This is a genomic window from Amycolatopsis sp. EV170708-02-1, from assembly GCF_022479115.1.
Taxonomy (GTDB): Bacteria; Actinomycetota; Actinomycetes; order Mycobacteriales; family Pseudonocardiaceae; genus Amycolatopsis.
The window spans coordinates 2342827-2365512 of sequence record NZ_CP092497.1; the positions used below are offsets into that span (position 1 = coordinate 2342827).

The following is a 22686-nucleotide window of genomic DNA, read 5'->3' on the forward strand; positions in this document are numbered from 1 at the left end:
CGTCGGTGGGGAGGCGTGCGCCTGCGCCGCGCGCCGGGGTGGTCACGGCACGCGCGCTGAGCCCTGCCGCGACACGGGTCTCGGCAGGGTTTCGGGGATCAGGCGGACGTCACCGGCGGGCCGCGCCGGGAAAGCACGTCTCGCAGGAGCGCCTCGGTCGCGGGGAACTCCAGCGCGAGCGGGACGCGGATCCGCAGCGGCGCCGTCGCGGGCCGCGGTGTCAAGCGCCGGGGAAGAACCGAGGCGATGAGCGTCGTGAGCGCGTACACGACGTGCTCGGCGCCCGCGAGCACCATCGCCACCACCAGGGTCGCGGCGGCGTGCCCGGCGGCCATGGACAGGCCGTTGCCTGGGGATTCGGCGTGGTGGGCGTGCGATTGCCAGGTCAGGAAGGTCAGGCAGGCGTGCATCGCCAGCTGCCCGCCCGCCACCAGGCCGAGGATGGCGAGCGGGCCACGGCGGCGTCCCGCGAACGCGTACGCCACCCAGCTCAGCAGGGCGACGAGCAGCACGACGACACCGAGGTCGGGGACGCGACCGCTGGTCCCGACGTGGGCGCCGGTCGCCAAAGTGCCGGTCAGGACCCCCACGGCCCCGCCGCGGAGGCGCCGGGCCGGGCCTCGGGTCGGGGTCGGCGTGCGCACGGGAGGCAGAGTAGAGCGCGAACGGGCCCGTTGTCTCTCCTTGCTATCGTCGGCCCGGTGTTCCGCAGCCTGTCGTTCCTCCGGCTCTGGACCGGGAACACCGCCTCCGGGCTGGCGACCTGGGCCCTGCCGTTCATTCTCGGGCTGGCGGTGCTGGAACGGTCGCTTTCGGCTGTGGACCTCGGCATCGTGCTCGCCGCGCGGACGGCGGGATTCCTCGTGGCAGTCCCGGTGGCCGGTGTACTGGCCGACCGGCACTCCCGTCGCGGCGTCGTGCTCTGGGCAGGTCTCATCGCCGGTCTCGCCACTCCGCTGATCGCCACGGGAATGGGCCGGTCGGTCCTGCTGATGGCCACCGCGGCCGCCGTCGTCGGGGTCGGGCAGGGCGCGTGCCGTCCGGCGTTCCAGGCGCTGACCGCCGAGGTGATCGCCGAAGACCGGCGCCAGCAGGCCAACGCCGCGATGACCCTCGCCGTCCGGGTCACGACCTTGGTCGCGCCGGGGCTCACCGCCCTGCTCTCCCAGTTCGCTTCGACGTCGGCGCTGGTGATCGGGACCGGCGTGCTGTGGCTGGGCGCGGCGCTGATCCCGCCGCGAGGCACTTTCACGCCCGCCCCGGCCGCCGCCGGGGCCCGCTTCTTCGGCGAGTTCGCCGACGGTCTCCGTGAAGCCCGCCGCCACCCGTGGTTCCTGGCCGGGCTCGGCGCGCTGACCGCGGTCGTCGCGACCGGCTATTCCGCCACCGGTGTCGTGCTGCCGCTGGTCAGCCGGGACCGCTATGACAGCGAAACGGTACTGGCCGCCGGGCTCACCGCGTACACCCTCGGCGCGCTCGCGGGCGCCGTCGTCATCGCGCGCTGGCGCCCGAAGCGCCAAGGCTGGACGGCGCTGGCAGGGCTCGGCTGCTACGGATTCGCGCCCTTGAGCCTGCTGTTCCCGGTGCACCCGGCCTTCGTCGCCGCCGCCTACGCCGTCGCCGGGCTGGGCATCGAACTGTTCAACGTCCCCTGGTTCACCGCGACCCAGCGGGAGGTCGAGCCGGGGAAGCTCGCGCGCGTGTCCTCTTTGGACTTCCTGTTCTCCTACGGCCTCGCGCCCGCCGGGCTCGCGTTCATCGCGCCCGCGATCGACGGGTTCGGGGCGGCGCCGGTGCTGGCCGCCTGCGCGGTCGTCTGCTTCGCCGCTCCGGCGGCCGCCGCCCTCGTTCCTTCCTCGCGGGACTTCCGGGCAACCGCACCGATCAAGAGTGTCTAGTTCTTGCGCTCGCTTGCGGTAATGTTTCAGCCATGACGCGTCGTCTTGCCGAAGTCGCCCGCAAGGTCGGGGTCAGCGAAGCCACGGTCAGCCGGGTGCTCAACGGCCGGTCCGGGGTCTCCGCGAGCACCCGGGCCGCCGTCCTCACCGCGCTGGACGTGATGGGCTACGAACGGCCGACCCAGCTGCGCGGAGATCGCGCCCGCCTGGTCGGACTGGTCCTGCCCGAACTCCAGAACCCCATCTTCCCCGCACTGGCCGAGATCATGGGCAACGCACTGGCCCAGCAGGGATTCACCCCGGTCCTGTGCACCCGCACCGCGGGCGGTGTCTCCGAAGCGGAGTACGTCGAACTGCTCTTGCAGCAGCAGGTCTCCGGTGTCGTGTTCGCCGGCGGGCTCTACGCCCAGGCCGACGCGGTGCACTCCCACTACCACCATCTCGCCGAGCGCCGCCTGCCGACGGTGCTGATCAACGCCGCCGTCGACCACCTCGGGCTGCCGCAGATCTCGTGCGACGACGCGGTCGCCGTCGAGCAGGTCGTCGGGCATCTGAGCTCGCTCGGCCACGAGAAGATCGGCCTCGTCCTCGGCCCGAACGACCACGTCCCGTCCCAGCGCAAACTCGAAGCCTTCCGCGCCTATGCGGGGAAACTCGGGCTCCCGGTCCTGGACGAGCTCGTCGAACACGGCATGTTCTCCATCGAAGGCGGGCACGCGGCCGCCGCCCGGCTGTACCCGCGAGGCGCGACCGCCGTCCTCTGCGCGAGCGACCTCCTGGCCCTGGGCGCGATCCGCGCGGCCCGGCGGCAGGGACTGTCCGTCCCCGAAGACGTCTCGGTGGTCGGGTACGACGATTCCGCCCTCATGAACTGCACCGACCCGCCCCTCACCACGACCCGCCAGCCGATCGAGGCGATGGGCCGCGCCGTGGTGGAACTGCTGGTCAAGCGCATAAACGGCGGCGAGGTGGCGGCCGAGGAACTGCTGTTCGCGCCCGAACTCGTCGTCCGGGGCTCCACCGCGCGCCGCACCTAGCCACCCCGACGAAGGCCACCCGAGACGGACACGGGGCGAAGGACGCTTTCCGCTCGTGCGATGCGGGGAAAACGTCCTTCACCCCAGGCCGGACCCCGTGTGCCGGAAGCCGTATCACGCGTGCCTGGAGCCGTATCACGCGTGCTTGAAGCCGTATCACGCGTGCTTCGGGGCGGATCTGAGTGTTACGCCTCCAAGCACGCGAGTTACGGCTTCAAGCACGCATGTGCGGTGAAGTACGTGAAGGCCCCCTTCCCTCGACTCAACCGAAGGAAGGGGCCTTCACGCGCTTGGGGCACCAAGCGACGGGCACTGTCGGGAAGTTGCAAGTTCTCATCCAGTTATTGCGTTAATCCGGGGCTTCACTTTAGAGTGACCGCAATCACGTGACAGCCGTCGCGATCCCGAGATGAGGCTTGAAGATGAGCAGCACTTGGTCCCCCACCGTGCGCCGCCGGATGTTCTGCCTGCTCCTTGCGGGTGGACTCACCCTGGGGACGGCCGCCTGCGGTGCCGATTCCGGCGAGAGCGCCGGGGGCAAGGTCAAGATCACGGTCACCGGCCAGCCCCCGACCAGCCAGCCGTTCGAGCGCGGCGTGTTCGACGCCGACGTCAAGGAGTTCGAGGAGAGCCACCCGGACATCGACATCGAGCCGCACGAAGGGTTCATGGACCCGAAGACGTTCTCCGCCAAACTCGCCGGCGGGCAGCTCGAAGACGTCTACTACGTCTACTTCACCGATCCGGCGCAGATCATCGCGCGCCGCCAGGCCGCCGACATCACCGAAGCGGCCAAGGGCCTGAAGAACTTCGGCGACATCAAACCGGAATTACTGGACAACTTCCGGGATGCCGACGGCAAGCTCTACGGCCTGCCGACGATGAACTACAGCCTGGGCCTGCTCTACAGCCGCCCGCTGTTCCAGAAGGCCGGGCTCGATCCGAACAAACCGCCGCAGACCTGGGACGAGGTCCGCGCGGCCGCGAAGAAGATCGCCGCGCTGGGCAACGGCACCGTCGGATACGCCGACTACAGCAAGAACAATCAGGGCGGCTGGCATCTGACCGGCTGGCTCTACTCCATGGGCAGCGAGGTCGCCCGCAAGGACGGCGACAAATGGGTGGCCGCCTTCAACAACGAGAAGGCCAAGGCCGCGCTGAACCAGTTGCGCGCCATGCGCTGGGAAGACGACACCATGGGCAGCAAGCAGTTGCTCGAAGCCCAGGACGTCCAGCGCATGATGGGCGCGGGCCAGCTCGGCATGTACATGGCCGCCCCGGACAACGTCCCGGTGCTCGTCAAGCAGTTCAACGGCAAGTACGAGGACTACGGCGTCGCGGGGATGCCGGGCGGGCAGGGCACACTGCTCGGCGGCGAAGGCTACATGATCAACCCCAAGGCCTCGCCGGAGAAGATCAAAGCGGGCCTGGAATGGGTCCGCTGGAAGTACCTCAACCCGGAGCGCTTCGAGAAGCACGTCCAGCAGTACGTCGACGGCAAGCAGCCGGTCGGGCTGCCGGCCGAGCCGACCCCGGACGTCTGGCAGGGCGCCGTCCGTGATCAGCAGCTCGCGATCAAGGCCAAGCACGCCAACGTTCCCGCCGAGAACTTCCAGTCCTATGTGGACTCCAGCGCGCGGATCAAGGGCAGTATCGAACCGCCGAACGCGCAGCAGGTCTACGCCATCCTCGACAGTGTGATGCAGGCGGTGCTCACCGATCGGAACGCGAATATCGATCAGCAGCTGTCGTCGGCGGAGTCGAAGGTCAACAGTGTCCTCGCCCAGGTCAAGTAGCGTCCTCGACTGGCCCGCGACGGCGTCGTCGCGGGCCGGTCGGCCGGTCGCCTCCGCGGCCGAACGCCGCCGGAACCGGTTGCGCCGCAAGCTCAAGGAGAACGTCACCGCGTACGGCCTGCTGTGCGCCGCGCTCGTGGTGTTCGCCCTGTTCTCGTGGTACCCGATCGTGCGCGGGGTGCTGCTGAGCTTCCAGCAGGTCGATTTCGTCAACCCGCCGACGTGGGTCGGGTTCGACAACTTCACCCGCCTGTTCGAAGACCCGCTGTTCGGCATCGCCTGGCGCAACACGCTGTTGTTCACCGGGCTCGCGCTGGTCTTCGGGTTCGTGGTGCCGTTCCTGACCGCGGTACTGCTCAACGAACTGCGGCACGCCAAGGCGTTCTTCCGGCTCGCGGTCTACCTGCCGGTGATGCTGCCCCCGGTGGTCACCGCCCTGATGTGGAAGTGGTTCTACGACCCGGGTGCCGGCCTGTTCAACTCCGCGCTCGGCGCCGTCGGCCTGCCCGGCGGCCAGTGGCTGGACTCGAGCGACACGTCGATGCTGTCGCTGGTGTTCGTGTCGACGTGGGCGAACATGGGCAGCACCACGCTGATCTACCTCGCCGCGCTCGGCACCATCCCCGGCGAGCTCTACGAAGCCGCGGAGCTCGACGGCGCGGGGCTGTGGAAACGCCTGATCCACGTCACCCTGCCGCAGACGAGGTTCGTGCTGCTGGTGCTCCTGCTGCTGCAGGTGGTCGCGACCATGCAGGTGTTCACCGAACCGTACGTGATGACCGGCGGCGGACCGGACGACTCCACCGTCACCGTCCTCCTGCTGCTGTACCGCTATGCCTTCGTCTACAACGACTTCGGCTCGGCCAGCGCGTTGAGCCTGCTGCTGTTCGTCGCGCTCGGGGTGTTCTCCGCGTTGTACGTGCGCCTGACCCGGAAGGCGGATGAGTCATGAGGACGCTCGTCTCCCCCAGCACGCTCCGCAGCCCCGGCGGCAAGATCGGGTACGCCGTGATCTTCGGCTGCACGCTGCTCCTGTTCGTCATCGCGTTCCTGTTCCCCCTGTACTGGGCGGTGACCGGCGCGATGAAGTCACCGCAGGAACTGGCGCAGACGCCGGCGACGTTCATCCCGGACGAGTGGCATCCGGAGACCTTCGCCGACGCGTGGGACCAGCTGAGCCTCGGCAAGTACTTCCTCAATACCGTCGTCGTCGCCGGCGGCGCCTGGCTGGCGCAGCTGGCCATCGACGTCCCCGCCGCGTTCGCGTTGTCGAAGCTGCGGCCGAAGTTCGGCAACGTCGTGCTCGGATTGATGCTCGCGACGTTGATGCTTCCCGCCGCGGCCTTGCTGGTGCCGACCTACGTGACGATCACCGACCTGCCGTTGCTGGACATCAACCTGATCAACTCACCGGCGGCGGTCTGGCTGCCCGCCGCCGCGAACGCGTTCAACATCTACCTGCTGAAACGGTTCTTCGACCAGATTCCGGACGAGCTGATCGAGGCCGCCCGGCTCGACGGCGCGGGGCCGGTGCGCACGCTGTGGCGCATCATCCTGCCGATCTCCCGGCCGATCCTGGCCGTGGTCTCGATCCTCGCGGTGGTGGCCGCGTGGAAGGACTTCATCTGGCCGCTGCTGGTGTTCCCGGACACCGAAAAGCAGACGCTGTCGGTGATGCTGCAGCGCGTCGCCATCGACATGCCGCTGAACGTGCTCGTGGCAGGCATGGTGCTGGCCAGCCTGCCGATGGTGGCGCTGTTCCTGGCGTTCCAGCGGCATATCCTCGCCGGGCTCACCGCCGGCAGTCTCAAAGGCTGACTCTCGCCGCATTCGGGGTTTCCACCAACGATTGGGAGGGCATTTTCGTGACCGCATCAGGGCAGACCGTCGGATGGTGGCGGAGCGCGGCGATCTACCAGGTCTACCTCCGCAGTTTCGCGGACGGGAACGGTGACGGCGTCGGCGACCTCGCCGGTGTCCGCGCGCGGCTGGACTACCTGGCCGAACTGGGGATCGACGCGATCTGGTTCACCCCGTGGTACCCGTCGCCGATGGACGACGGCGGCTACGACGTCGCCGACTTCCGGGAGATCGACCCGCTCTTCGGCACGCTCGCCGAAGCGGAGGACCTGATCGCCGCGGCCCACGCCAAGGGGATCCGCGTGATCATCGACATCGTGCCGAACCACTGCTCCGACGAGCATCGCTGGTTCAAGGAGGCCCTGAACGCCGAGCCGGGATCACGCGAGCGGCAACGGTTCTGGTTCCGGCCGGGCCGCGGGCCGGACGGCTCCGAGCCGCCGAACAACTGGAAGTCGCGCTTCGGCGGCTCCGCCTGGACGCGGGTCCCGGACGGCGAGTGGTACCTGCATCTGTACAGCTCGCGCCAGCCGGACTTCAACTGGGACAACCAGGAGATCCGCGCCGATTTCGAGGACGTGTTGCGGTTCTGGTTCGACCGCGGGGTCGACGGTTTCCGCATCGACGTCGCCGACGGGCTGGTGAAGGACCCGCGGCTGCCCGACGTCGATCCCGGCGACGAGACTCCGTTCTCCGATCAGGAGGGGCTGCACGAGATCTACCGGTCGTGGCGCAAGATCGCCGACAGCTACCCGGGTGACCGGGTGCTGGTCGGCGAGATGTGGCTGCCGGACATGTCGCGGGCCGCGCGATACCTGCGCCGCGACGAGCTGCACGCGGCGTTCAACTTCGATTTCCTGGTGTGTCCCTGGGATTTCGCCCGGTTCAGAGATGTCATCCAGCGCACGCTGGCGGCGCACGAGGAGGTCGGCGCGCCCGCGGCGTGGGTGCTGTCGAACCACGACGTCACCCGCCACGTGACCCGGTACGGCCGCGAGGGCGACACCGGTTTCGCGTTCGCGGACCGGCTGCACGGCACCCCGGTGGACCGCGAACTCGGGACGCGCCGGGCGCGGGCGGCGGCGTTGCTGACCATGGCGCTGCCCGGCGGTCTCTATGTGTACCAAGGGGAAGAGCTCGGCCTGTGGGAGATCGAGGACATTCCGGGCGAACTCCGGCAGGATCCGGTGTGGGCCCGGACGAACGGCGCCGACCCCGGCCGTGACGGCTGCCGTGTCCCACTCCCCTGGTCCGGTGACGCGCCGCCGTTCGGTTTCGGCACCGGTGGGTCGTGGCTGCCCCAGCCGGGGGAATGGCGTTCCAGCACGGCGGAGGCGCAGGCGGCCGAGCCTGCGTCGATGCTCCGCCTCTACCGCTCCGGTCTGCGCCTGCGGGACGAACTCCCCGCGCTCGGCCCCGGCGACCTGGAGTGGCTGGAGCTGGGCGAAGGTGTGCTCGCGTTCACCCGGGAGCCGGGTTTCGCCTTCGTGCTGAACTTCTCGGACGGGCCCGTGCCGCTGCCGCCGCATCGCGAGGTGCTCATGGCCAGCGGCCCGGTCGACGGCGAGCTCCCGTCGGACACGGCGGTGTGGCTGCTCACCTGATCACCGGCCGGTCGTGACCCGGCTGATCCGGCCGCGCATCCGTGCGCGGCCCACCGGGTCACGCCAGGCGAGGTGCCTGTCGAGCACCTCACGGAGCACACCACCGAGGACGAGGCCGTGGGGGGCGGTCTCGACGCAGGCGTGGTCGCGGAGCCAGTCGAACAGCTCCGACGAGCGTCCTCCCGGCAGCACGGACCTGAGGAGGTCTTCGGTGGTGTGGTCCGCTTGCGCGCACACGTACAGCGCCCAGCGATGCGCCTCCGTCGGTGGATCACCGGCCAGGTGCGCATAGACAGTGTCGACCACGTAACGTGCCGCGTCCGCCCGGGGCGACCTGCTGACCTCGGCGGCCAAGGCGAGCGCGAACGGGTTGCCCGCCGCGAAGTCCACAATGGACTTTCGAAGCTCCGGACCGACGCCGCGTGCTTCGAGCAGCGCCGCGGACTCGTTGTCGCTCAAGGCTTCGAGCTTCCGGATCGTGATCCGCCCCGACCACGCCGGATCGACCAGCAGCGTGGCGTCCGGACCGCTCCGGCCCGCGATCACGACCGTGACGTCTCCGGGCAGGCGGCGCAGGACCTCCGCCGGATCGGCGAGCCCGTCGACGAGCCGCACGGGTTTGCCCATGGCCGCCGCGTCGTCGGCGAACTTCCGCAGCAAGGTCGACTTCCCGATCCCCGGCGGTCCGGTGAGGAACAGCACCCCGCCTCTCGCGAGCAGCCGACGGAATTCCGCACGTTCGCGTTCACGTCCGACGAACAGCGGGTCCGGTGCGCGGAGCGGGGGCGTTCGCTCGTCTTCGGCCCGGAGCACGTTCTCGTGCAGCGCCCGCAGTTTCGGCCCCGGCCGGACCCCGAGTTCCGCGTCGAACAGGTCGTGGATCGAGCGGTAGAGCTCCAGCGCCTCGGCGCGGCGCCCGCCGCGCTGGAGGGCGAGGAGATAGATCTCGTACAGCGGTTCCTCGAGACGGTGGCGCTCGATCAGCGCGGGCACCTCGGCCATCACCTCGTCGTGTTCCCCGAGTTCGAGGCGCAGCCGGAGCAGCTCCTGGGTGGCGGTCAGCTTCAGCCGCTCCAGGCGCGTGCGCTCGTGTTCGGCCGCCTCACCGGGGACGCCGGCCAGCGCCGTTCCCGTCCACAGTCCGAGCGCCCGCTCCAGCAGCTTCGCCGCCGCCTCCACGGTGTGCGCCTGACGCGCGCTCTCGATCAGCCCGGCGAATTCGACCGCGTCCACCTCGAAGCGATCCGGGTCCAGCCGGTAGCCGCCCGACCGCGAGACGATCGCCGAACCCAATCCCTGCAAGGAGAGCAGCCGCCGGAGACGGGAGATGTAGGTCCGGATGACGGCCTCGCCGGTCGCGGGCGCCCGCTCGCCCCAGAGGCCGTCGATCAGCTCGCCGGTCCGGACGAAACTGCCCGCGTTGGCCAGCAGCAGCATCAAGACCGCCTGCTGCTGCGGCGAGCCGAGGTCCAGCCGGGTGCCGCCGCTGGTGAACCCCGGCGGGCCGAGCACGGTGAACCGGTACCGGACTTCCTGCGGCAGAAGGGACATGCGCGGAAAGGTAGGCGGGCCCCGCCCGCGGCGGCGACCGTCGGACGACGTCGTCGGCGTACGTCGTCCACCGGTGACGTACAGGAATGACGTCATCCGACGGTCGCCGAGGTCGGGGGCGGGTTCCTACGGTTGCGGCATGTCTGAAACCACGTACACCGCCGTCGCCACTTCGACCGCGGAAGGCCGCAACGGCGGCCGCGCGACCTCCGACGACGGCGTGCTCGACCTCGGCCTCGCCGTCCCGAAGGCCTTCGGCGGCTCCGGCGACGGCACGAACCCCGAGCAGCTGTTCGCCGCGGGCTGGGCGTCCTGTTTCGTCGGCGCCGTCCGCCGTGTCGCGGGCGTCAAGAAGGTGAAGCTGGAAGACCTCGCTGTCGTCGCCGAGGTGACCCTGCACCACGACACCGACGCGGGCGAGTTCCACCTGAGCGCCGCACTGCACCTGGAGGCCTCCGGTATCGACCAGGCCACCGCCGACGAACTGGTCCAGGGCGCGCACCAGGTGTGCCCGTACTCCAAGGCGACGCGCGGGAACGTCGAGGTCACGCTGGACGCCACCGTCGCGTGAGGCGTCACGCCTCGTGAGTGGCAAGGACGGTTCTAACCGTCCTTGCCACTCACGAGCCCCAGCACTCCCTTGAGCTCCGCCCGCGAACTCACCCCGACCTTCGGGAAGATCCGGTGCAGATGCGTGCCGACCGTCCGGTGCGAGAGGTAGAGCCGCTGCCCGATCTCCCGGTTCGTCAGGCCTTCGGCGGCCAGTTGCACGATGCTCAGCTCGTGCGGGGTCAGCTTCTCCCGCGCGTCGGGACCGCGGTTGGGGCTCGACTCCCCCGCGCTCCGCAGTTCGCGGCGCGCCCGTTCGGCCCACGCGGTCATGCCGAGCGCGTCGAACGTCTCCCGCGCGGTGCGCAGGTGCGCCCGCGAGTCCACGGCTCGCCGTTGCCGCCGCAGCCATTCGCCGTAGGCCAGGTGCAGCCGCCCGCGTTCGGCGGGCCAGCCGTCCAGCTCCGCCCCCAGCGCGGTCTCGAACAGTTCGTCGCTCGGTTCGAGTACGGCGCGGGCGTAGCGCAGGCCGATGTGCAAAGCGGGCGCCGGGGTCGTCACGGCGAGCCGCTCCATCTCCGCGACGATCTCGCGCAGGGTCTCGGCCTGTCCCGCCCGGACCGCGACCTCGGCGAGTTCCGCGACGAAGTAGACGCGCAGCGCGAGCTGGAAGGCGGGATCGGCGGGGTCGAACAGTCGCCGCAGGTCGGCGAACGCGTCGTCGAAGCGGCCCTCGCTCGACGCGGCGATCCCTCTGGCGAGCTGCACGGTCGCCAACACCGGACGGGCACCGGCGGCGAGCGCGGTCCGCTCGGCCTCGTCCGCCAGCGTCTTGGCCTGTTTGTGCTCACCTCGCAGCGCGGCGATCTCGGCCTGGACCGCCGTGGCGAACCCGTACATGAACGGCTGCCCGGTCTCCTTGGCGAATTTCGCCGCCTCCGCCGCGGCAGGCACCGCGCCAGCGAGGTCACCGAGCCGGACCCTGCTCCACGCCTGGACCGCCAAAGCGCGCGGCAGCAACCCGAGCCTGCCTTGCGCCCGCAGCCCCGGAGCGGCGGCCGCGGAGAACCGGGCGGCCAGATCGACCGCGCCGACCTGCAGTGACGCGCTGCCGAGAAAGCGGTCGACCTCGGGATCTTCACCGGTGGCGGCGGCGAGTCCGCGCAACTGCCCGAGCACGGCCTCGGCCCGTTCGAACGGCGCCACGTAGGCGGCGACGGCCACCAGCCGCGGGTCCGAATCCTCCACCGGGAGACGGTCCGCGACGGCCAGCAGCGTCCGCCGCGTGTCCGCGCCGGGTTCGGCCCAGAAACAGCGCATGGCCGCACCCCACAGGACACGCATCGCCGGATCCGGATGCCCGTCCTCCGCGACCGACTCGGCCAGCCGCGCCAGTTCCGCGATCCGCGACAGATCCTCCCGGGCGCCGTCCTCGAATCCGCTGAGCAGCCAGCTCGCCGTCGCTCGCTGCCGTGGCGTGAGCTCGCCCGCGCGTGCGTCCCGGACGAGCCTCTCCGCCGTCTCCCGGCCACCGGATTCGACGGCCAGCTCGGCCGCGCGCAGCAACCGGTCCGCCCGGCGCTCCGGATCGAGGCTCAGCAGGGCCGCCTGCTCCAGCGCGGCGACGGCGGCCGTCGCTCCGCCGCGGTGCCGGGAACGGCCCGCGGCGTTCTCCAGTTCCCTGGCCACGGTCTCGTCGGCGCCGGTCGCGGCCGCCGCCTGATGCCAGGCACGGCGATCGGGCTGTTCGCGGAAGATGCCGGCGAGGCTCAAATGCGCGCGTCGCCGTTCCTCGACCGGCACCGAAGCGGGAATGGCCGAACGCATCAGCGGATGCCGGAAAGACAGCGTCCTGGCTTCGAGGTCGATCAGCCGGGCTTCGGCGGCCGGCGTCAGCACCGACGGCTCGACCTCTTCGCCCAGCAGCGTCGTGGCCGCCGCGAGGGTCTCGGTGAGCGAGCCGGTCTCGTTCAGTGCGGCGACCAGCAAGGTCGTGCGAGCCGGTTCCGGCAGGGCGGTGAACCGGGCGCCGAACGTACGCTCGAGCCGTTCGGTCAGCGGCAGCACGGGATCCGAGGTGCCGGTCACGGCCGACGGCAGCTCGGTCAGTGCCAGCGGATTGCCGTCGGCCTCGGCGAGGATCCGGGACCGGACCGACGAGGTGATCCCGGGGGCGACGGAGTCGAGCAGCTCGGCCGCCACTTCCCCGGGGAGGCGTTCCAGGTCCATCGAGGACAGTCCCGCGTCGCGCAGCGGCGATGGCTCCCCGTCCCGCAGGGTCGCGATCAGGACGATCGGTTCCGTCTCGATCCGCCTCGCCACGAACGCGAGCGCGTCGGCGCTCTCGCGGTCCATCCACCGGACGTCTTCGGCGACGATCAGCAACGGCTTGGCCGCCGCCTCCTCCGAAAGCAGGCTCAGCGCGGCGAGCCCGACCAGGTACGCGCTCGGCTCCGCCCCTTCAGCGAGCCCGAGCGCCGCCCAGAGCGCCGCTCGCTGCGGCGCGGGCAGCATGTCCGCGCCCGCCCGGACCGGATGGAGCAGCTGGTGCAGCGCGGCGTACGCGAAGTTGCGTTCCGCCTCGACGCCGGTCGCCCGCAGCACCCGCAGGCCCCCGAGCGTCGCCGCGGCCACGGCCTCCGCGACGAGGGCGGACTTCCCGACGCCCGGTTCGCCCCGGATGAGCACGCCGCCGCAGCCCGCGGCGGGACCGTCGACGAGCTCGCTCAGGTCCTTCAGCTCGGCTTCCCGTCCGAAAAGCGGCATGGTGCGGCATTCCTCCCCTCGGCCGTGGGCGGCCGCCCGTCCGACGATACCCAAACGGTCCGGTTAGGACTTCCCGGCGGCGTCCACAGGATGTAGACGGCGTGTCAACACGATCGGCCTAGCTTCGGTCGCGTGCACCACGTTTCCCGGCTCGCCCTCGCCCTCGCGCTCACCGGTTCGGCCGTCGGGCTCGCCCCCGCGACCGCGAACGCCACCCCCGGCCGCGGTGTCAGCGCCGTGACGCTCTTCGACCACGTGGTCGGCGGCACCCAGTACGTGCTGAAGGAGATCACGCTGGCGCCCGGCGGCAGCACCGGCTGGCACTTCCACCCCGGCCAGGTACGCGGCGTGGTCGAGCGTGGCGTCCTGAGCCACCACGACGCGACCTGCGCGAGCGACGGCGTCTACCACGCCGGGCAGGCGATCACCGAGGAGAGCGGCCCCGGTTACGTCCACATCGGACGCAACCTCGGGACCGAGCCGGTCGTGCTCGAAGTGCTCTACCGGGTGCCCGCGGGCCAGGCACTGGCCGTCGACGTGCCCAACCCCGGCTGTTCGTTCGACTGATTCCCCGAAGGAAAGTGATGAGACGCAAGAAGTTGTTCCTGGCGGCCGCACCGTTGGCCGCCCTGCTGCCGCTGGTGCTGACCTCGGTCACCCAGACGGCGCCCGCCGCCACCGCGGCGACGTCGTGTGCGGCGGTCCCCGTGGCGGCGCCCGAGGGCGCACGGATCGAGTCCGTCCAGGCGGAGCAGAAGCCCGGCGGCACCGTCACGTTCCCGCCCACCCAGTTCACGCCGCCCGCCACGATCACCGACGTGCCCGCGTACTGCGAGATCACCGTCACCCTGACCCACGGCAAGGCGGGCGATCACGTCAAGGTGGCCGTCACCCTGCCTCAAACCGGGTGGACCGGCAGGCTTCAGGCGGTCGGTGGCAGCGCGTACACCGCCGGCCACTTCGGCGCCCCGCTCGTCCAGGCGGTCAAGGACGGCTTCAGCGGCGTGACGACCGACGCCGGCGTCCCGTTGACCTTCCTCGACACCTCGTGGGCACTCACGCCCCAGGGCGAGATCGACAAGCCGCTCGTGACGAACTTCGCGACCCGGTCCGTGCACGAGGCCGCCCTCGTCGGGAAGGACGTGACGCAGAAGTTCTACCAGCGAGAAGTCGCCTACTCGTACTGGAACGGCTGCTCGACCGGTGGTCGTCAGGGCTATTCGGAGGCGCAGCGGTATCCGGGTGACTTCGACGGCGTCCTGGCGAACGCGCCCGCCGTGCACTGGGCGGAGTTCGCGGTCGCGACGCTCTGGCCGCGGGTCGTGATGAACCAGGAGAAGACCTTCCCGGCGACGTGCGTCTTCACCGCGTTCCAGCAGGCCGCGATCAAGGCCTGCGACGGCAGGGACGGGGTCACGAACGGCATCGTCGACCGGCCGGACGAATGCGGTTACGATCCGCGGTCGCTCATCGGCACGAAGGTGCTCTGCGGCGACAAGGAGGTCACCGTCACCGCGGCGGACGCCGAGGTCGTGCGCAAGATCTGGGCCGGGCCGACCGACGAGCACGGACGACGGCTCTGGGCAGGACTGCCCAAGGGAGCGGATTTCGGCCCGGTGACGACGGCTCCCGGCTTCCCCGTGGCCACGGGCTGGGTGCGGACGTTCCTGAAGAAGCAGCCCGCGTTCGACACCGAGAAGATCACCTACCGGCAGTTCGCCGACCTGTTCCGCCAGTCGGTGCGGGAATACGACGACGTCATCGGGACCTCGGACCCGGATCTGTCGGACTTCCGCCGCGCGGGCGGCAAGCTGATCACCTTCGTCGGCACCGACGACCAGCTGATCCCGCCGGGCGGCACGCTGCGGTACCGCCACGAGGTGGAGCGTGAGCTGGGCGGCTCGAAGCGGGTGAACGACTTCTACCGGCTGTTCCTCGCGCCGGGTGTCGCGCACTGCGGCGGCGGCGCGGGCGCCGCACCGACGAACGCGCTGGGCGCGCTCGTCGACTGGGTCGAGCACGGCAAGGCACCGGCGACCCTGCCCGCCGCGAACGGCGGCAAGACCCGCGATCTCTGCCCGTATCCGCAGGTTTCGCGGTACCGCGGCCACGGTGATCCCGCGGTGGCGTCGAGCTACCGCTGCACCGGCCGCTGAGGTCCTCCACACCCGTGTCCGTCGTGCCGGCGCCCCCTCCGGCACGACGGGCACTTCCTCACGTTGTGAGAAGTCTTTGCCCTACCCGTCAAAAGTACGGTATTGACGACAGTGGACACCGCGACGGGCCAGCTCGCGCGGCCGCGCACCACTTCTCGTGAAGACGGCTGAACCGTTGCACCGCAACGGAATCACCGGCCGGATCAGCACGGAACACCGCCATATCGCCCCGCGTCACAGCCGGGCGATATGACCCAAATGGTATGTACCAGTCGAGTGATGCGCCTCGTACGGTCGGGAACGAATCCCCCTCCCCGCCCGTTTCGAGGAAAGCGTTGAAATGAACAGAAAGATCTTAGCCGCGGCTGCCGCGGCCATAACCGGGGCAGGCTTGGTCACCGCCATCGCCCTCACTCCCAGCGCGAGCGCCGGTCAGCAAGCCACCGCCGGCGACCAGGCCCAGTCCGAAATGCTGGCCGCGATGGCCCGCGATCTGAAGATCAGCCCCGAACAGGCCAAAATCCGCCTCGCGAGCGAACAGCGCGCCGCGGTCGCCGACACCACGCTGAAGAAGCAGCTCGGCACGTCGTACGCCGGATCGTGGCTGGACGGCAGCGGGACCACGCTGACCGTGGCGGTCACCGACGCCGCCGTGGGCGACCTGGTGCGCGCCGCGGGGGCGACCCCCAAGACCGTCGCCCGCAGCGCCGCCGACCTCGACGCGGCGAAGCTGCGCCTGGACGCCAAGTCCACCCAGGCACCGAAGACCGTGCCCGGCTGGTACACCGACGTCACCACCAACTCGATCGTCGTCCTCGCCAACGCCGGTGGCGAAACCGCCGCGAAGTCCTGGGCGGCCGCGGCCGGCGTGCCGGCCGGTCTGTTCCGCGTCGAGGCGAGCACCGAACAGCCGCGTCCGCTGATCGACATCATCGGCGGCAACGCCTACACCTTCGGCTCGGGCCGCTGCTCCATCGGTTTCGCGGTCGAGGGCGGCTTCGTCACCGCGGGCCACTGCGGCACCACCGGCACCCGCACCTCGAACCCGAGCGGGACCGTCGCCGGCTCCAGCTTCCCCGGCAACGACTACGCCTGGGTCCGCGCCGACGCGGGCAACACCCCGCGCCCGCTGGTGAACCGCTACCCCGGCACCGTGCCGGTCGCCGGTTCGACCGAGGCGCCGGTCAACTCGTCGGTGTGCCGCTCCGGCTCCACCACCGGCTGGCGCTGCGGCACCATCCTGCAGAAGAACACCTCGGTCACCTACCCCGAGGGCACCATCACCGGCCTGACCCGGACCAACGCCTGCGCCGAACCCGGCGACTCCGGTGGTTCGTGGCTCACCGGCGACCAGGCGCAGGGCGTCACCTCCGGCGGCTCCGGCAACTGCACCTCCGGCGGCACCATCTACTTCCAGCCGGTCTCGGAGATCCTGAGCGTCTACAACCTGCGCCTGACGGTCAGCGGGAACCCGCCGTCCAGCACCACCACCACGCCCACCACCCCGACCAGCCCGACGACGTCGAACCCGCCGGGCGGCACCTGGGCGCCGTACACGTACTACGGCTCCGGCGCGACCGCCACCTACGGCGGCAGCAACTACCGGGTCATCCAGCCGCACACCTCCATGCCCGGCTGGGAACCGCCGAACGTGCCCGCGCTTTGGGAACTCGCCTGACCTGGACCGCCCCCGGCGACCCGACCTCGCCGGGGGCGGCCCCTCCCCTTCACGACGGCGCGCGGGCGGCGGATCTCGAATCCCTCGTCCCCCGCGCCCGCCGCGGTGACCCCGCGGCCACGAACGAGCTGATGAGCATCGTCCAGCCGGTGGTCGCGGACTACTGCCGGAGCAGGATGGACGGAACAGACGCGCGGGAGATCGCCGCGGAGGACGTCGCGCAGGAGACCTGCCTCGCCGTGCTCACCGCCCTGCCCACCGCGAGGACCGCCGGCGGTTCCTTCCTCGCCGCCGTTCTCGGGATCGCCGCCCGGAAGGTCGCCGCTGCCTTCCGGCGGCGAGCCCGGGACAGATCGGTTCCCACGCCCGATCCGCCCGAACGCGCGACACCCGAGACCGACGAACCCGAGCGCCTCGCCCTCGCCGCCGACGGCCACGACCGGTTGACGCGGCTGATGAGCACCCTTCCCGGGATGCAGCAGGAGATCCTCCGGTTGCGGATCACGGTGGGGATGACGGCGCCCGAAACCGGGGCGGTCCTGCGGGTGAGTCCCGGCCTGGTCCGGGTCGCCCAGCATCGCGCCCTGCACAAACTCCGCACGATCATCAGCGAGGAAGACCTGTGATCAGCCCCCTGATCGGTCCCGCGGACGGCCACACCTGGCCGGTGGAGATCGATGTCCGGCATCTGCGCCTGCTCGACGCGATCGCGTCGGCGGGCAGCATCGCGCAGGCCGCGACCTCGCTCGGGCTGTCCCAGCCGGCGTTGAGCGCACAGCTCCACCGGGTCGAGCGGGCACTTGAGCGGACGGTGTTCGAACGCGACCGGCACGGCGTGCGTCCCACCGCCCTGGGCGAAGTGCTGCTGAACCACGCGCGACGCGTACTGGCCGCCGCGGACGACCTCGAACTGGCGATCCGCCGCTTCCGCACCGCGCCGTCCGAGGATCTGCTCCGGATCGGCGCGCTCCCGACCGTGTTCGCCGAGACGTTGAGCGGCGTGGTCGCCGCGGCCGCGCCCGGCCGTCCGGTCGAACTGCTCGCGATCACGAGCCGGACGGCGTTGTTCTCCGCGCTCCTCGACGGCACGGTGGAATTGGCGCTGTACGTGGATCACCCCGGCCAGGAGATCGAGCCGCCCGACGGCGTCCACCTGCTTCCCGTCGGGACGGAGCCGGTGTTCGTGATCGTGTCCCCGGAGCATCCCGTCGCCGGACGCGGCGAGGTGTCCCTGGCGGAACTCGACGGGTCCTCCTGGCTCGCGGTGGCGGGCGGGGACGACGAGTTCCACGAGCACCTGACCGACCAGTGCGCCCGCGCCGGTCTCGGCGCGATCACCGTGCAGGAGCTGGCACCGGCGGTGCTGCGCCGGACCGTCCGGCGTGACCCTCGCGCGGTGGCACTGGCCCAGTCTCTCGATTCGGGCTCCACGATGCCCGGTTCGGTGGTGGCGCTGCGAGGCGTGCCGCTGAGGACGCGGCATCTCCTGCTGTGGCGCGACGGTTCACCGGTCGACGTCCAGGCTGTCCGAAGTGGACTGGTGCACGCGATCACCGAGCTGGCCGCGATCCGGCACCGCCTTCCCGAGTGGGCCGCGGCCAACCCCGGGTGGCTCGGCACCTGAGCGGTGCCCTGGTCAGCGCTGGATGCAGTCGAGGCCAAGCCCGAACGCCGTGACGACGTACTGGCAGATATGCGTCGCGTGCTCCTCGTCGGTTTCCAGGCATCCCACCGGAACACCCAGCAGATCGACGGCGCAGGACGCGTAGAACTGGTTCGGGCTGCCGGGCACCGGGTCGGCGACGGCGGGCGAAGCGCTCGCGGCGACCAGGAAGGTGACGGCGGCGGCCAATGCGGCGATACGGGACTTCATGATTCTCTCCCTTGCCGGATATCCGGGGTATTCCCCGGTCCACCCGCCTTCACCTGGTGATCACCGGAAAGTGTCACGGTGACGTACACCGATGACGTCATCCGACGGGCGCCGCGGGCCTTTCGCCCGGCCTAGCGTGATCTCATGCCCGCACTTGGGAAGTTCGCCCTCGCCGCCGCCGTTCTGCTCACCACCGCCTGCAGCGCCTCCCCGCCCGCTCCGGCTGCGCCCGCTCCCCCGGCCGCGGCCGCCGCCTGGTCGCCCGCTCCCGTGGTGCCGCTGCCGTCGCAGCCTCCGCCGTCGCTGGTCGTCGACGCGCCTTTGCCCGATCAGCTCGCGATGGGCCTGGTCGTCCTGCGGTACCGGGCGGAGAACCTCCGGATCGTCCCGGTCTACGGCCCGGCCGCCCTGGACGTGTCGCCGCGGATCGGTCACATCCACGTGACCGTCGACGACGCGGCATGGCACTGGGCGGACGGCAGCGGAGAACCGCTGATCATCCAGTCGCTGCCGGCGGGACCGCACAAGGTGTGGATCGGTCTCGCCGATCCGACGCACAAGATCCTCGACGAGAAGACGGTGAACTTCGTCGTTCCTGTCCACAGTGGACACCATTGAGATGGCCGTCTTCACCCTGACCTTGACACCGCGCCGGGCCGAAACCGACTTCAACGGCCACGTCACCGCGATCGCCTATCACGAGTGGGCGGATCGTGCCCGGGTCGCCTATCTGCGGCGCGCCGGAGTCGCTTTCGTGCAGGGCGAATCCGGCCCTGTCCTGCTGGAAGCGCGGATCAATTACCTGAACGAAATCCGCTTCGGCGACGAGATCACGGTCTCCGTCGAACCCGACTTCGGCACCGGGAAGACCTGGCGTGTCCGACAGCGCTTCCTGCGCTCCGACGGGGTTCTCGCCGCACGGATCGAATCGGTCTGGGGCCTGCTCGACCACTCGACCCGGCGGCTGACCGAAGACCCGCTCCATGCCCTCACCGCACTGGCGACCGACCCCGGCCACCTCTGAATTCCCGGAGTTTCCTTCCATGACACTCGATCAGTACTACCTGCTCGGCCGCTCGGGACTGCGCGTCAGCCGGATCGCGCTCGGCACGATGAACTTCGGCACCGGCGGTTTCCACGCCGCGTACGGGAAGACCGAGGACGAGGTCCGCCCGATCTTCCGCCGGTATCTCGAGGCGGGCGGGAACTTCGTCGACACCGCGGACTTCTACACCGCGGGCGAAAGCGAGACCATCCTCGGCCGCCTCATCGCCGAGGCCAAGGTGCGCGACCGGGTCGTGCTCACCACCAAGTACACCAACAGCGTCGACCCCGGCGACCCGAACGCCGGCGGCAACGGCCGCAAACATCTGATCCGGGCACTCGAAGCGTCGTTGCGGCGGCTCGGCACCGACCACGTCGACCTGTTCCTGCTGCACACCTGGGACCGCGTCACGCCGGTCGAAGAGGTGATGCGCACGTTCGACGACCTCGTGCGCGCCGGAAAGATCCGCTACGCCGGGCTTTCCGACGTACCCGCTTGGTACGCCGCGCGAGCGCAGAGCTTCGCCGAGGCGAACGCGCTGACCCCGGTCGTCAATCTCCAGCTTCCCTACTCGCTCGTGGAGCGGACCATCGAGACCGAACACGTGCCGATGGGACGGCATCTCGGGCTCGGCGTCACCGCTTGGAGCCCGTTGGCCGGCGGATTCCTCACCGGCAAGTACCGGCCGTCCGGCGAGACACCGTCCGGCGAAGGCAGGCTGAGCGATCCGGGGAACCCCGGGAGGTCCTGGACGGACCGGGACTGGGCGTTGCTGAAGCCGCTGGAGAAGGTCGCGGACGAACTCGGTGTCACGATGGCCCAGGTCGCGATCAACTGGGTCGCGACCCAGCCGGGCGTCGCGGCCGCCATCGTCGGCGCGAGCAGCGCGGACCAGCTGGGCAAGAGCATGGCCGCGCTCGACTTCGAACTGCCGCCGGAATCGCGGGCGCTCCTCGACGAGGCGAGCGCCGTTCCGCCGGAGTCGGTGTACCGGATGTTCACGCCCGAGTATCAGAACTGGGTGATCTCGCCCGGGGTGAAGATCGGAGACAAGCCGGCGGGATACGCGCCTGGGGTGCGGAACTGGTGATTTGAGCTCCAGGTGTCGTGGGGGTTGCGACGGCTGTTTCGCGGGGACAGCACCGGTCGTCGGTGGTGCGGTTTGCTCCCGTGTGCCTGAAGCCGTCGCCGTTTTACGGTGATGGACTGGAATGGCTGGTTGCCATTTCCTGGCAACAGCCTGGGCGATCGACTGGCGAAGCCGACCTCGTACCGGCGCCGCTGATCGGACTGTCGCCGGTTCGCGGCAACGCACCGGAGTTCCATGGCGCGGTCCGCGCGCCTGAAACCGTCGCCGTTCACCGGCAACCGGCCAGACAGCCAAGACGAGTTTCACGTGACCTCGTCGCCGAATCCCGGCAACAGCCTGGGCAGCCGATACGCGAAGCCGACCCCGCGCGGCAGCCACCGTCAGGACAGTTGCCGGTGCTCGGCAACGAACCAGCCCTCCGAGACAGACCGCCCGGACGGCATTGCCGCGTGCCCGAACCCGCCGCCGTTTTCCGGCCACGGCCCGGAATAGCTGGTCGCCATTTCACGGCAACAACCTGAGCGACCGACTCGCGAAGCCGACCCCGCACCACCGCCGCCGACCGAACTGTCGCCATTTCGCGGCAACGCACCGGTCTTCCACGGCACGGACACTCCCGTCAACCTGAACCCGTCGCCGATTCCCGGCAACAGCCAGGGCAACCGACCCCGTCAAGACGATTGCCGTTTCCCGGCAACGAACCAGCCCACCGAGACGGACCGCCCGACATCACTGCCGCGCGCCTGAACCCGTCGCCGTTCTCCGGCCACGGCCCGGAATGGCCAACTGAGCTGGTCGCCATTTCCCGGCAACACAGCCTGAACAGACAAGCCGCGAAGCAAACCCAACAGTTGCCACATCCCGGCAACCAACCAGCCACCGCGTCACAGACCATCCACCACACAACCGCAGACAGGAACCCGTCGCCCTTCTCCGGCCACGGCCCGGAATCGCCAAGTCAGCTGGTCGCCATGCCCCGCCGACAGCCCGAGCGACCCAACCCACGAAACCGACCCGTCAGAACAATTGCCGATTCCCGGCAACGAACCACCCGCCGTGGCGCGGACCGCACCCGGCAGCACCGTCGGCCACCAGACCCCCTCGCCGATTCCCGGCAACAGCCAGCGCCGCCCAGGCAGTCACGCCCCCCAGCAACGAACCGCCACAAGCCCGAGCGCACAAGCCCGATCAAGAACTCCCGGAGTTCTTCCGCTGATTGGCATGGAACCGCGCCTTCTTCTGGCGATTCCCGCACGTGTTCATGTCACACCACCGGCGCGTGCGGCTCTGGCTGGTGTCGAAGAACGCCGCCAGACAGGTCGGCGACGCGCACAACGCCATTTTCCCGTCCCGTTCGCCCGAGATGATGCTGATCGCGTCGGCGGCGATCACGCTGAGGGCGTCTTCCACGCAGGCCACCCGCCATCGTCGCTCCCCTTCGGGCGTCAGGACGGCCGCGGCCCGCCCCTGAGTGCTGCGGTCGTTGATGACTTGGACGGCAGCGGCGGGCAGGGTTTCCCGGGTCGCGGTCGCCGTCGCGGCGGCGTGAATCGCTTCCCTCAGTTCGCGGGCGAGATCGAGCTCGGCGGTGGTGCAGGACTCCACGGCGAGGCCGCTCACCGCCAGCCAGTCCACGAGCCGCTGCGGCGTGGGGATGCGCTCCACGGCCTCACCGCGACGCTCCGTCAGAGTCGCCGTGAAGCTGGTCGCCAGCACGCTGCCGAGGCGGAAGTCGGGGAAACCGGAACGCATGGAACCACCTTAGCCGGTTGCGCTCCGGCTG

20 protein-coding genes are annotated in these 22686 nt (G+C 70.3%); 15 read left to right on the forward strand and 5 right to left on the reverse strand.

Annotation, left to right across the window (positions count from 1 at the left end; genetic code table 11):
* Positions 1-98 precede the first annotated feature (98 nt).
* Positions 99-644, reverse strand: a complete 546-nt coding sequence (locus MJQ72_RS10775; RefSeq protein WP_240599032.1) for a hypothetical protein — start codon at positions 642-644, stop codon at positions 99-101.
* Between the two features lie 57 nt (positions 645-701).
* Between MJQ72_RS10775 and MJQ72_RS10780 the strand changes: the two genes are divergently transcribed.
* The 6 genes from MJQ72_RS10780 (at position 702) to MJQ72_RS10805 (ending at position 8195) form a co-directional block, all read left to right on the forward strand.
* On the forward strand, positions 702-1898 hold the full coding sequence (locus MJQ72_RS10780) for an MFS transporter (protein WP_240599034.1): 1197 nt from the start codon (positions 702-704) through the stop codon (positions 1896-1898).
* A gap of 32 nt (positions 1899-1930) precedes the next feature.
* Positions 1931-2935, forward strand: coding sequence for a LacI family DNA-binding transcriptional regulator (locus MJQ72_RS10785; protein ID WP_240599035.1), 1005 nt, complete (start codon positions 1931-1933; stop codon positions 2933-2935).
* Positions 2936-3357: 422 nt separating this feature from the next.
* The gene (locus tag MJQ72_RS10790) at positions 3358-4731 is read left to right on the forward strand and encodes an ABC transporter substrate-binding protein (protein WP_240599037.1); all 1374 of its coding nucleotides are present in this window, start codon (positions 3358-3360) and stop codon (positions 4729-4731) included.
* Complete coding sequence (locus MJQ72_RS10795) at positions 4709-5683, forward strand: carbohydrate ABC transporter permease (protein ID WP_240599039.1); 975 nt, start codon at positions 4709-4711, stop codon at positions 5681-5683. Before MJQ72_RS10790 ends, MJQ72_RS10795 begins: the two co-directional genes overlap by 23 nt.
* Entirely contained in the window at positions 5680-6549 is an 870-nt protein-coding gene (locus MJQ72_RS10800) for a carbohydrate ABC transporter permease (RefSeq protein WP_240599041.1), read from the forward strand. The genes MJQ72_RS10795 and MJQ72_RS10800 overlap by 4 nt, the downstream gene beginning before the upstream one ends.
* A gap of 47 nt (positions 6550-6596) precedes the next feature.
* Positions 6597-8195, forward strand: a complete 1599-nt coding sequence (locus MJQ72_RS10805; RefSeq protein WP_240599043.1) for an alpha-amylase family glycosyl hydrolase — start codon at positions 6597-6599, stop codon at positions 8193-8195.
* Here the strand turns inward: MJQ72_RS10805 and MJQ72_RS10810 are convergent, their stop codons facing one another.
* Positions 8196-9746 (reverse strand): BTAD domain-containing putative transcriptional regulator, encoded by a 1551-nt coding sequence (locus tag MJQ72_RS10810; protein WP_240599044.1) that lies wholly within the window; start codon positions 9744-9746, stop codon positions 8196-8198.
* Between the two features lie 139 nt (positions 9747-9885).
* On the opposite strand from MJQ72_RS10810, the gene MJQ72_RS10815 reads away from it, so the two are divergent.
* Positions 9886-10317 (forward strand): organic hydroperoxide resistance protein, encoded by a 432-nt coding sequence (locus tag MJQ72_RS10815; RefSeq protein ID WP_240599046.1) that lies wholly within the window; start codon positions 9886-9888, stop codon positions 10315-10317.
* A 32-nt stretch (positions 10318-10349) separates the two neighbouring features.
* On the opposite strand, the gene MJQ72_RS10820 is transcribed toward MJQ72_RS10815, so the two are convergent.
* On the reverse strand, positions 10350-13061 hold the full coding sequence (locus MJQ72_RS10820) for a LuxR family transcriptional regulator (RefSeq protein ID WP_240599048.1): 2712 nt from the start codon (positions 13059-13061) through the stop codon (positions 10350-10352).
* Positions 13062-13193: 132 nt separating this feature from the next.
* Between MJQ72_RS10820 and MJQ72_RS10825 the strand changes: the two genes are divergently transcribed.
* The 5 genes from MJQ72_RS10825 (at position 13194) to MJQ72_RS10845 (ending at position 18519) form a co-directional block, all read left to right on the forward strand.
* Entirely contained in the window at positions 13194-13628 is a 435-nt protein-coding gene (locus tag MJQ72_RS10825; protein WP_240599050.1) for a cupin, read from the forward strand.
* 17 nt (positions 13629-13645) lie between these two features.
* A complete protein-coding gene (locus tag MJQ72_RS10830; protein ID WP_240599052.1) occupies positions 13646-15217 on the forward strand; it encodes a tannase/feruloyl esterase family alpha/beta hydrolase in 1572 nt (523 codons plus the stop codon).
* Between the two features lie 340 nt (positions 15218-15557).
* A complete protein-coding gene (locus MJQ72_RS10835) occupies positions 15558-16895 on the forward strand; it encodes an alpha-lytic protease prodomain-containing protein (RefSeq protein ID WP_240599054.1) in 1338 nt (445 codons plus the stop codon).
* Positions 16880-17521 (forward strand): sigma-70 family RNA polymerase sigma factor, encoded by a 642-nt coding sequence (locus MJQ72_RS10840; RefSeq protein ID WP_240599055.1) that lies wholly within the window; start codon positions 16880-16882, stop codon positions 17519-17521. Before MJQ72_RS10835 ends, MJQ72_RS10840 begins: the two co-directional genes overlap by 16 nt.
* Complete coding sequence (locus MJQ72_RS10845; protein WP_240599056.1) at positions 17518-18519, forward strand: LysR family transcriptional regulator; 1002 nt, start codon at positions 17518-17520, stop codon at positions 18517-18519. Before MJQ72_RS10840 ends, MJQ72_RS10845 begins: the two co-directional genes overlap by 4 nt.
* A 12-nt stretch (positions 18520-18531) precedes the next feature.
* On the opposite strand, the gene MJQ72_RS10850 is transcribed toward MJQ72_RS10845, so the two are convergent.
* A complete protein-coding gene (locus MJQ72_RS10850; protein ID WP_240599057.1) occupies positions 18532-18768 on the reverse strand; it encodes a hypothetical protein in 237 nt (78 codons plus the stop codon).
* Between the two features lie 144 nt (positions 18769-18912).
* Here MJQ72_RS10850 and MJQ72_RS10855 point away from each other — a divergent pair, with 144 nt between their 5' ends.
* Genes MJQ72_RS10855 through MJQ72_RS10865 form a run of 3 tightly spaced genes read left to right on the forward strand, consistent with a single transcriptional unit; the run spans position 18913 to position 20903 of the window.
* Positions 18913-19386 carry a DUF6130 family protein gene (locus tag MJQ72_RS10855; protein ID WP_240599058.1) on the forward strand — a complete coding sequence of 158 codons (474 nt, stop codon included), beginning with the start codon at positions 18913-18915 and terminating at the stop codon, positions 19384-19386.
* Entirely contained in the window at positions 19373-19792 is a 420-nt protein-coding gene (locus tag MJQ72_RS10860; protein ID WP_240599059.1) for a thioesterase family protein, read from the forward strand. Before MJQ72_RS10855 ends, MJQ72_RS10860 begins: the two co-directional genes overlap by 14 nt.
* A 19-nt stretch (positions 19793-19811) precedes the next feature.
* Positions 19812-20903, forward strand: a complete 1092-nt coding sequence (locus MJQ72_RS10865; protein WP_240599061.1) for an aldo/keto reductase — start codon at positions 19812-19814, stop codon at positions 20901-20903.
* 1188 nt (positions 20904-22091) lie between these two features.
* Here MJQ72_RS10865 and MJQ72_RS10870 read toward each other — a convergent pair.
* Positions 22092-22655, reverse strand: coding sequence for an ABATE domain-containing protein (locus MJQ72_RS10870; protein ID WP_240599062.1), 564 nt, complete (start codon positions 22653-22655; stop codon positions 22092-22094).
* Positions 22656-22686: the final 31 nt, after the last annotated feature.

Coding starts and splice junctions, on each gene's coding strand:
- MJQ72_RS10830 (WP_240599052.1), top strand. CDS start 13,646: ATGAGACGCAAGAAGTTGTTCCTGGCGGCCGCACCGTTGGCCGCCCTG.
- MJQ72_RS10835 (WP_240599054.1), top strand. CDS start 15,558: ATGAACAGAAAGATCTTAGCCGCGGCTGCCGCGGCCATAACCGGGGCA.
- MJQ72_RS10815 (WP_240599046.1), top strand. CDS start 9,886: ATGTCTGAAACCACGTACACCGCCGTCGCCACTTCGACCGCGGAAGGC.
- MJQ72_RS10865 (WP_240599061.1), top strand. CDS start 19,812: ATGACACTCGATCAGTACTACCTGCTCGGCCGCTCGGGACTGCGCGTC.
- MJQ72_RS10810 (WP_240599044.1), bottom strand. CDS start 9,746: ATGTCCCTTCTGCCGCAGGAAGTCCGGTACCGGTTCACCGTGCTCGGC.
- MJQ72_RS10790 (WP_240599037.1), top strand. CDS start 3,358: ATGAGCAGCACTTGGTCCCCCACCGTGCGCCGCCGGATGTTCTGCCTG.
- MJQ72_RS10870 (WP_240599062.1), bottom strand. CDS start 22,655: ATGCGTTCCGGTTTCCCCGACTTCCGCCTCGGCAGCGTGCTGGCGACC.
- MJQ72_RS10850 (WP_240599057.1), bottom strand. CDS start 18,768: ATGAAGTCCCGTATCGCCGCATTGGCCGCCGCCGTCACCTTCCTGGTC.
- MJQ72_RS10785 (WP_240599035.1), top strand. CDS start 1,931: ATGACGCGTCGTCTTGCCGAAGTCGCCCGCAAGGTCGGGGTCAGCGAA.
- MJQ72_RS10855 (WP_240599058.1), top strand. CDS start 18,913: ATGCCCGCACTTGGGAAGTTCGCCCTCGCCGCCGCCGTTCTGCTCACC.
- MJQ72_RS10820 (WP_240599048.1), bottom strand. CDS start 13,061: ATGCCGCTTTTCGGACGGGAAGCCGAGCTGAAGGACCTGAGCGAGCTC.
- MJQ72_RS10800 (WP_240599041.1), top strand. CDS start 5,680: ATGAGGACGCTCGTCTCCCCCAGCACGCTCCGCAGCCCCGGCGGCAAG.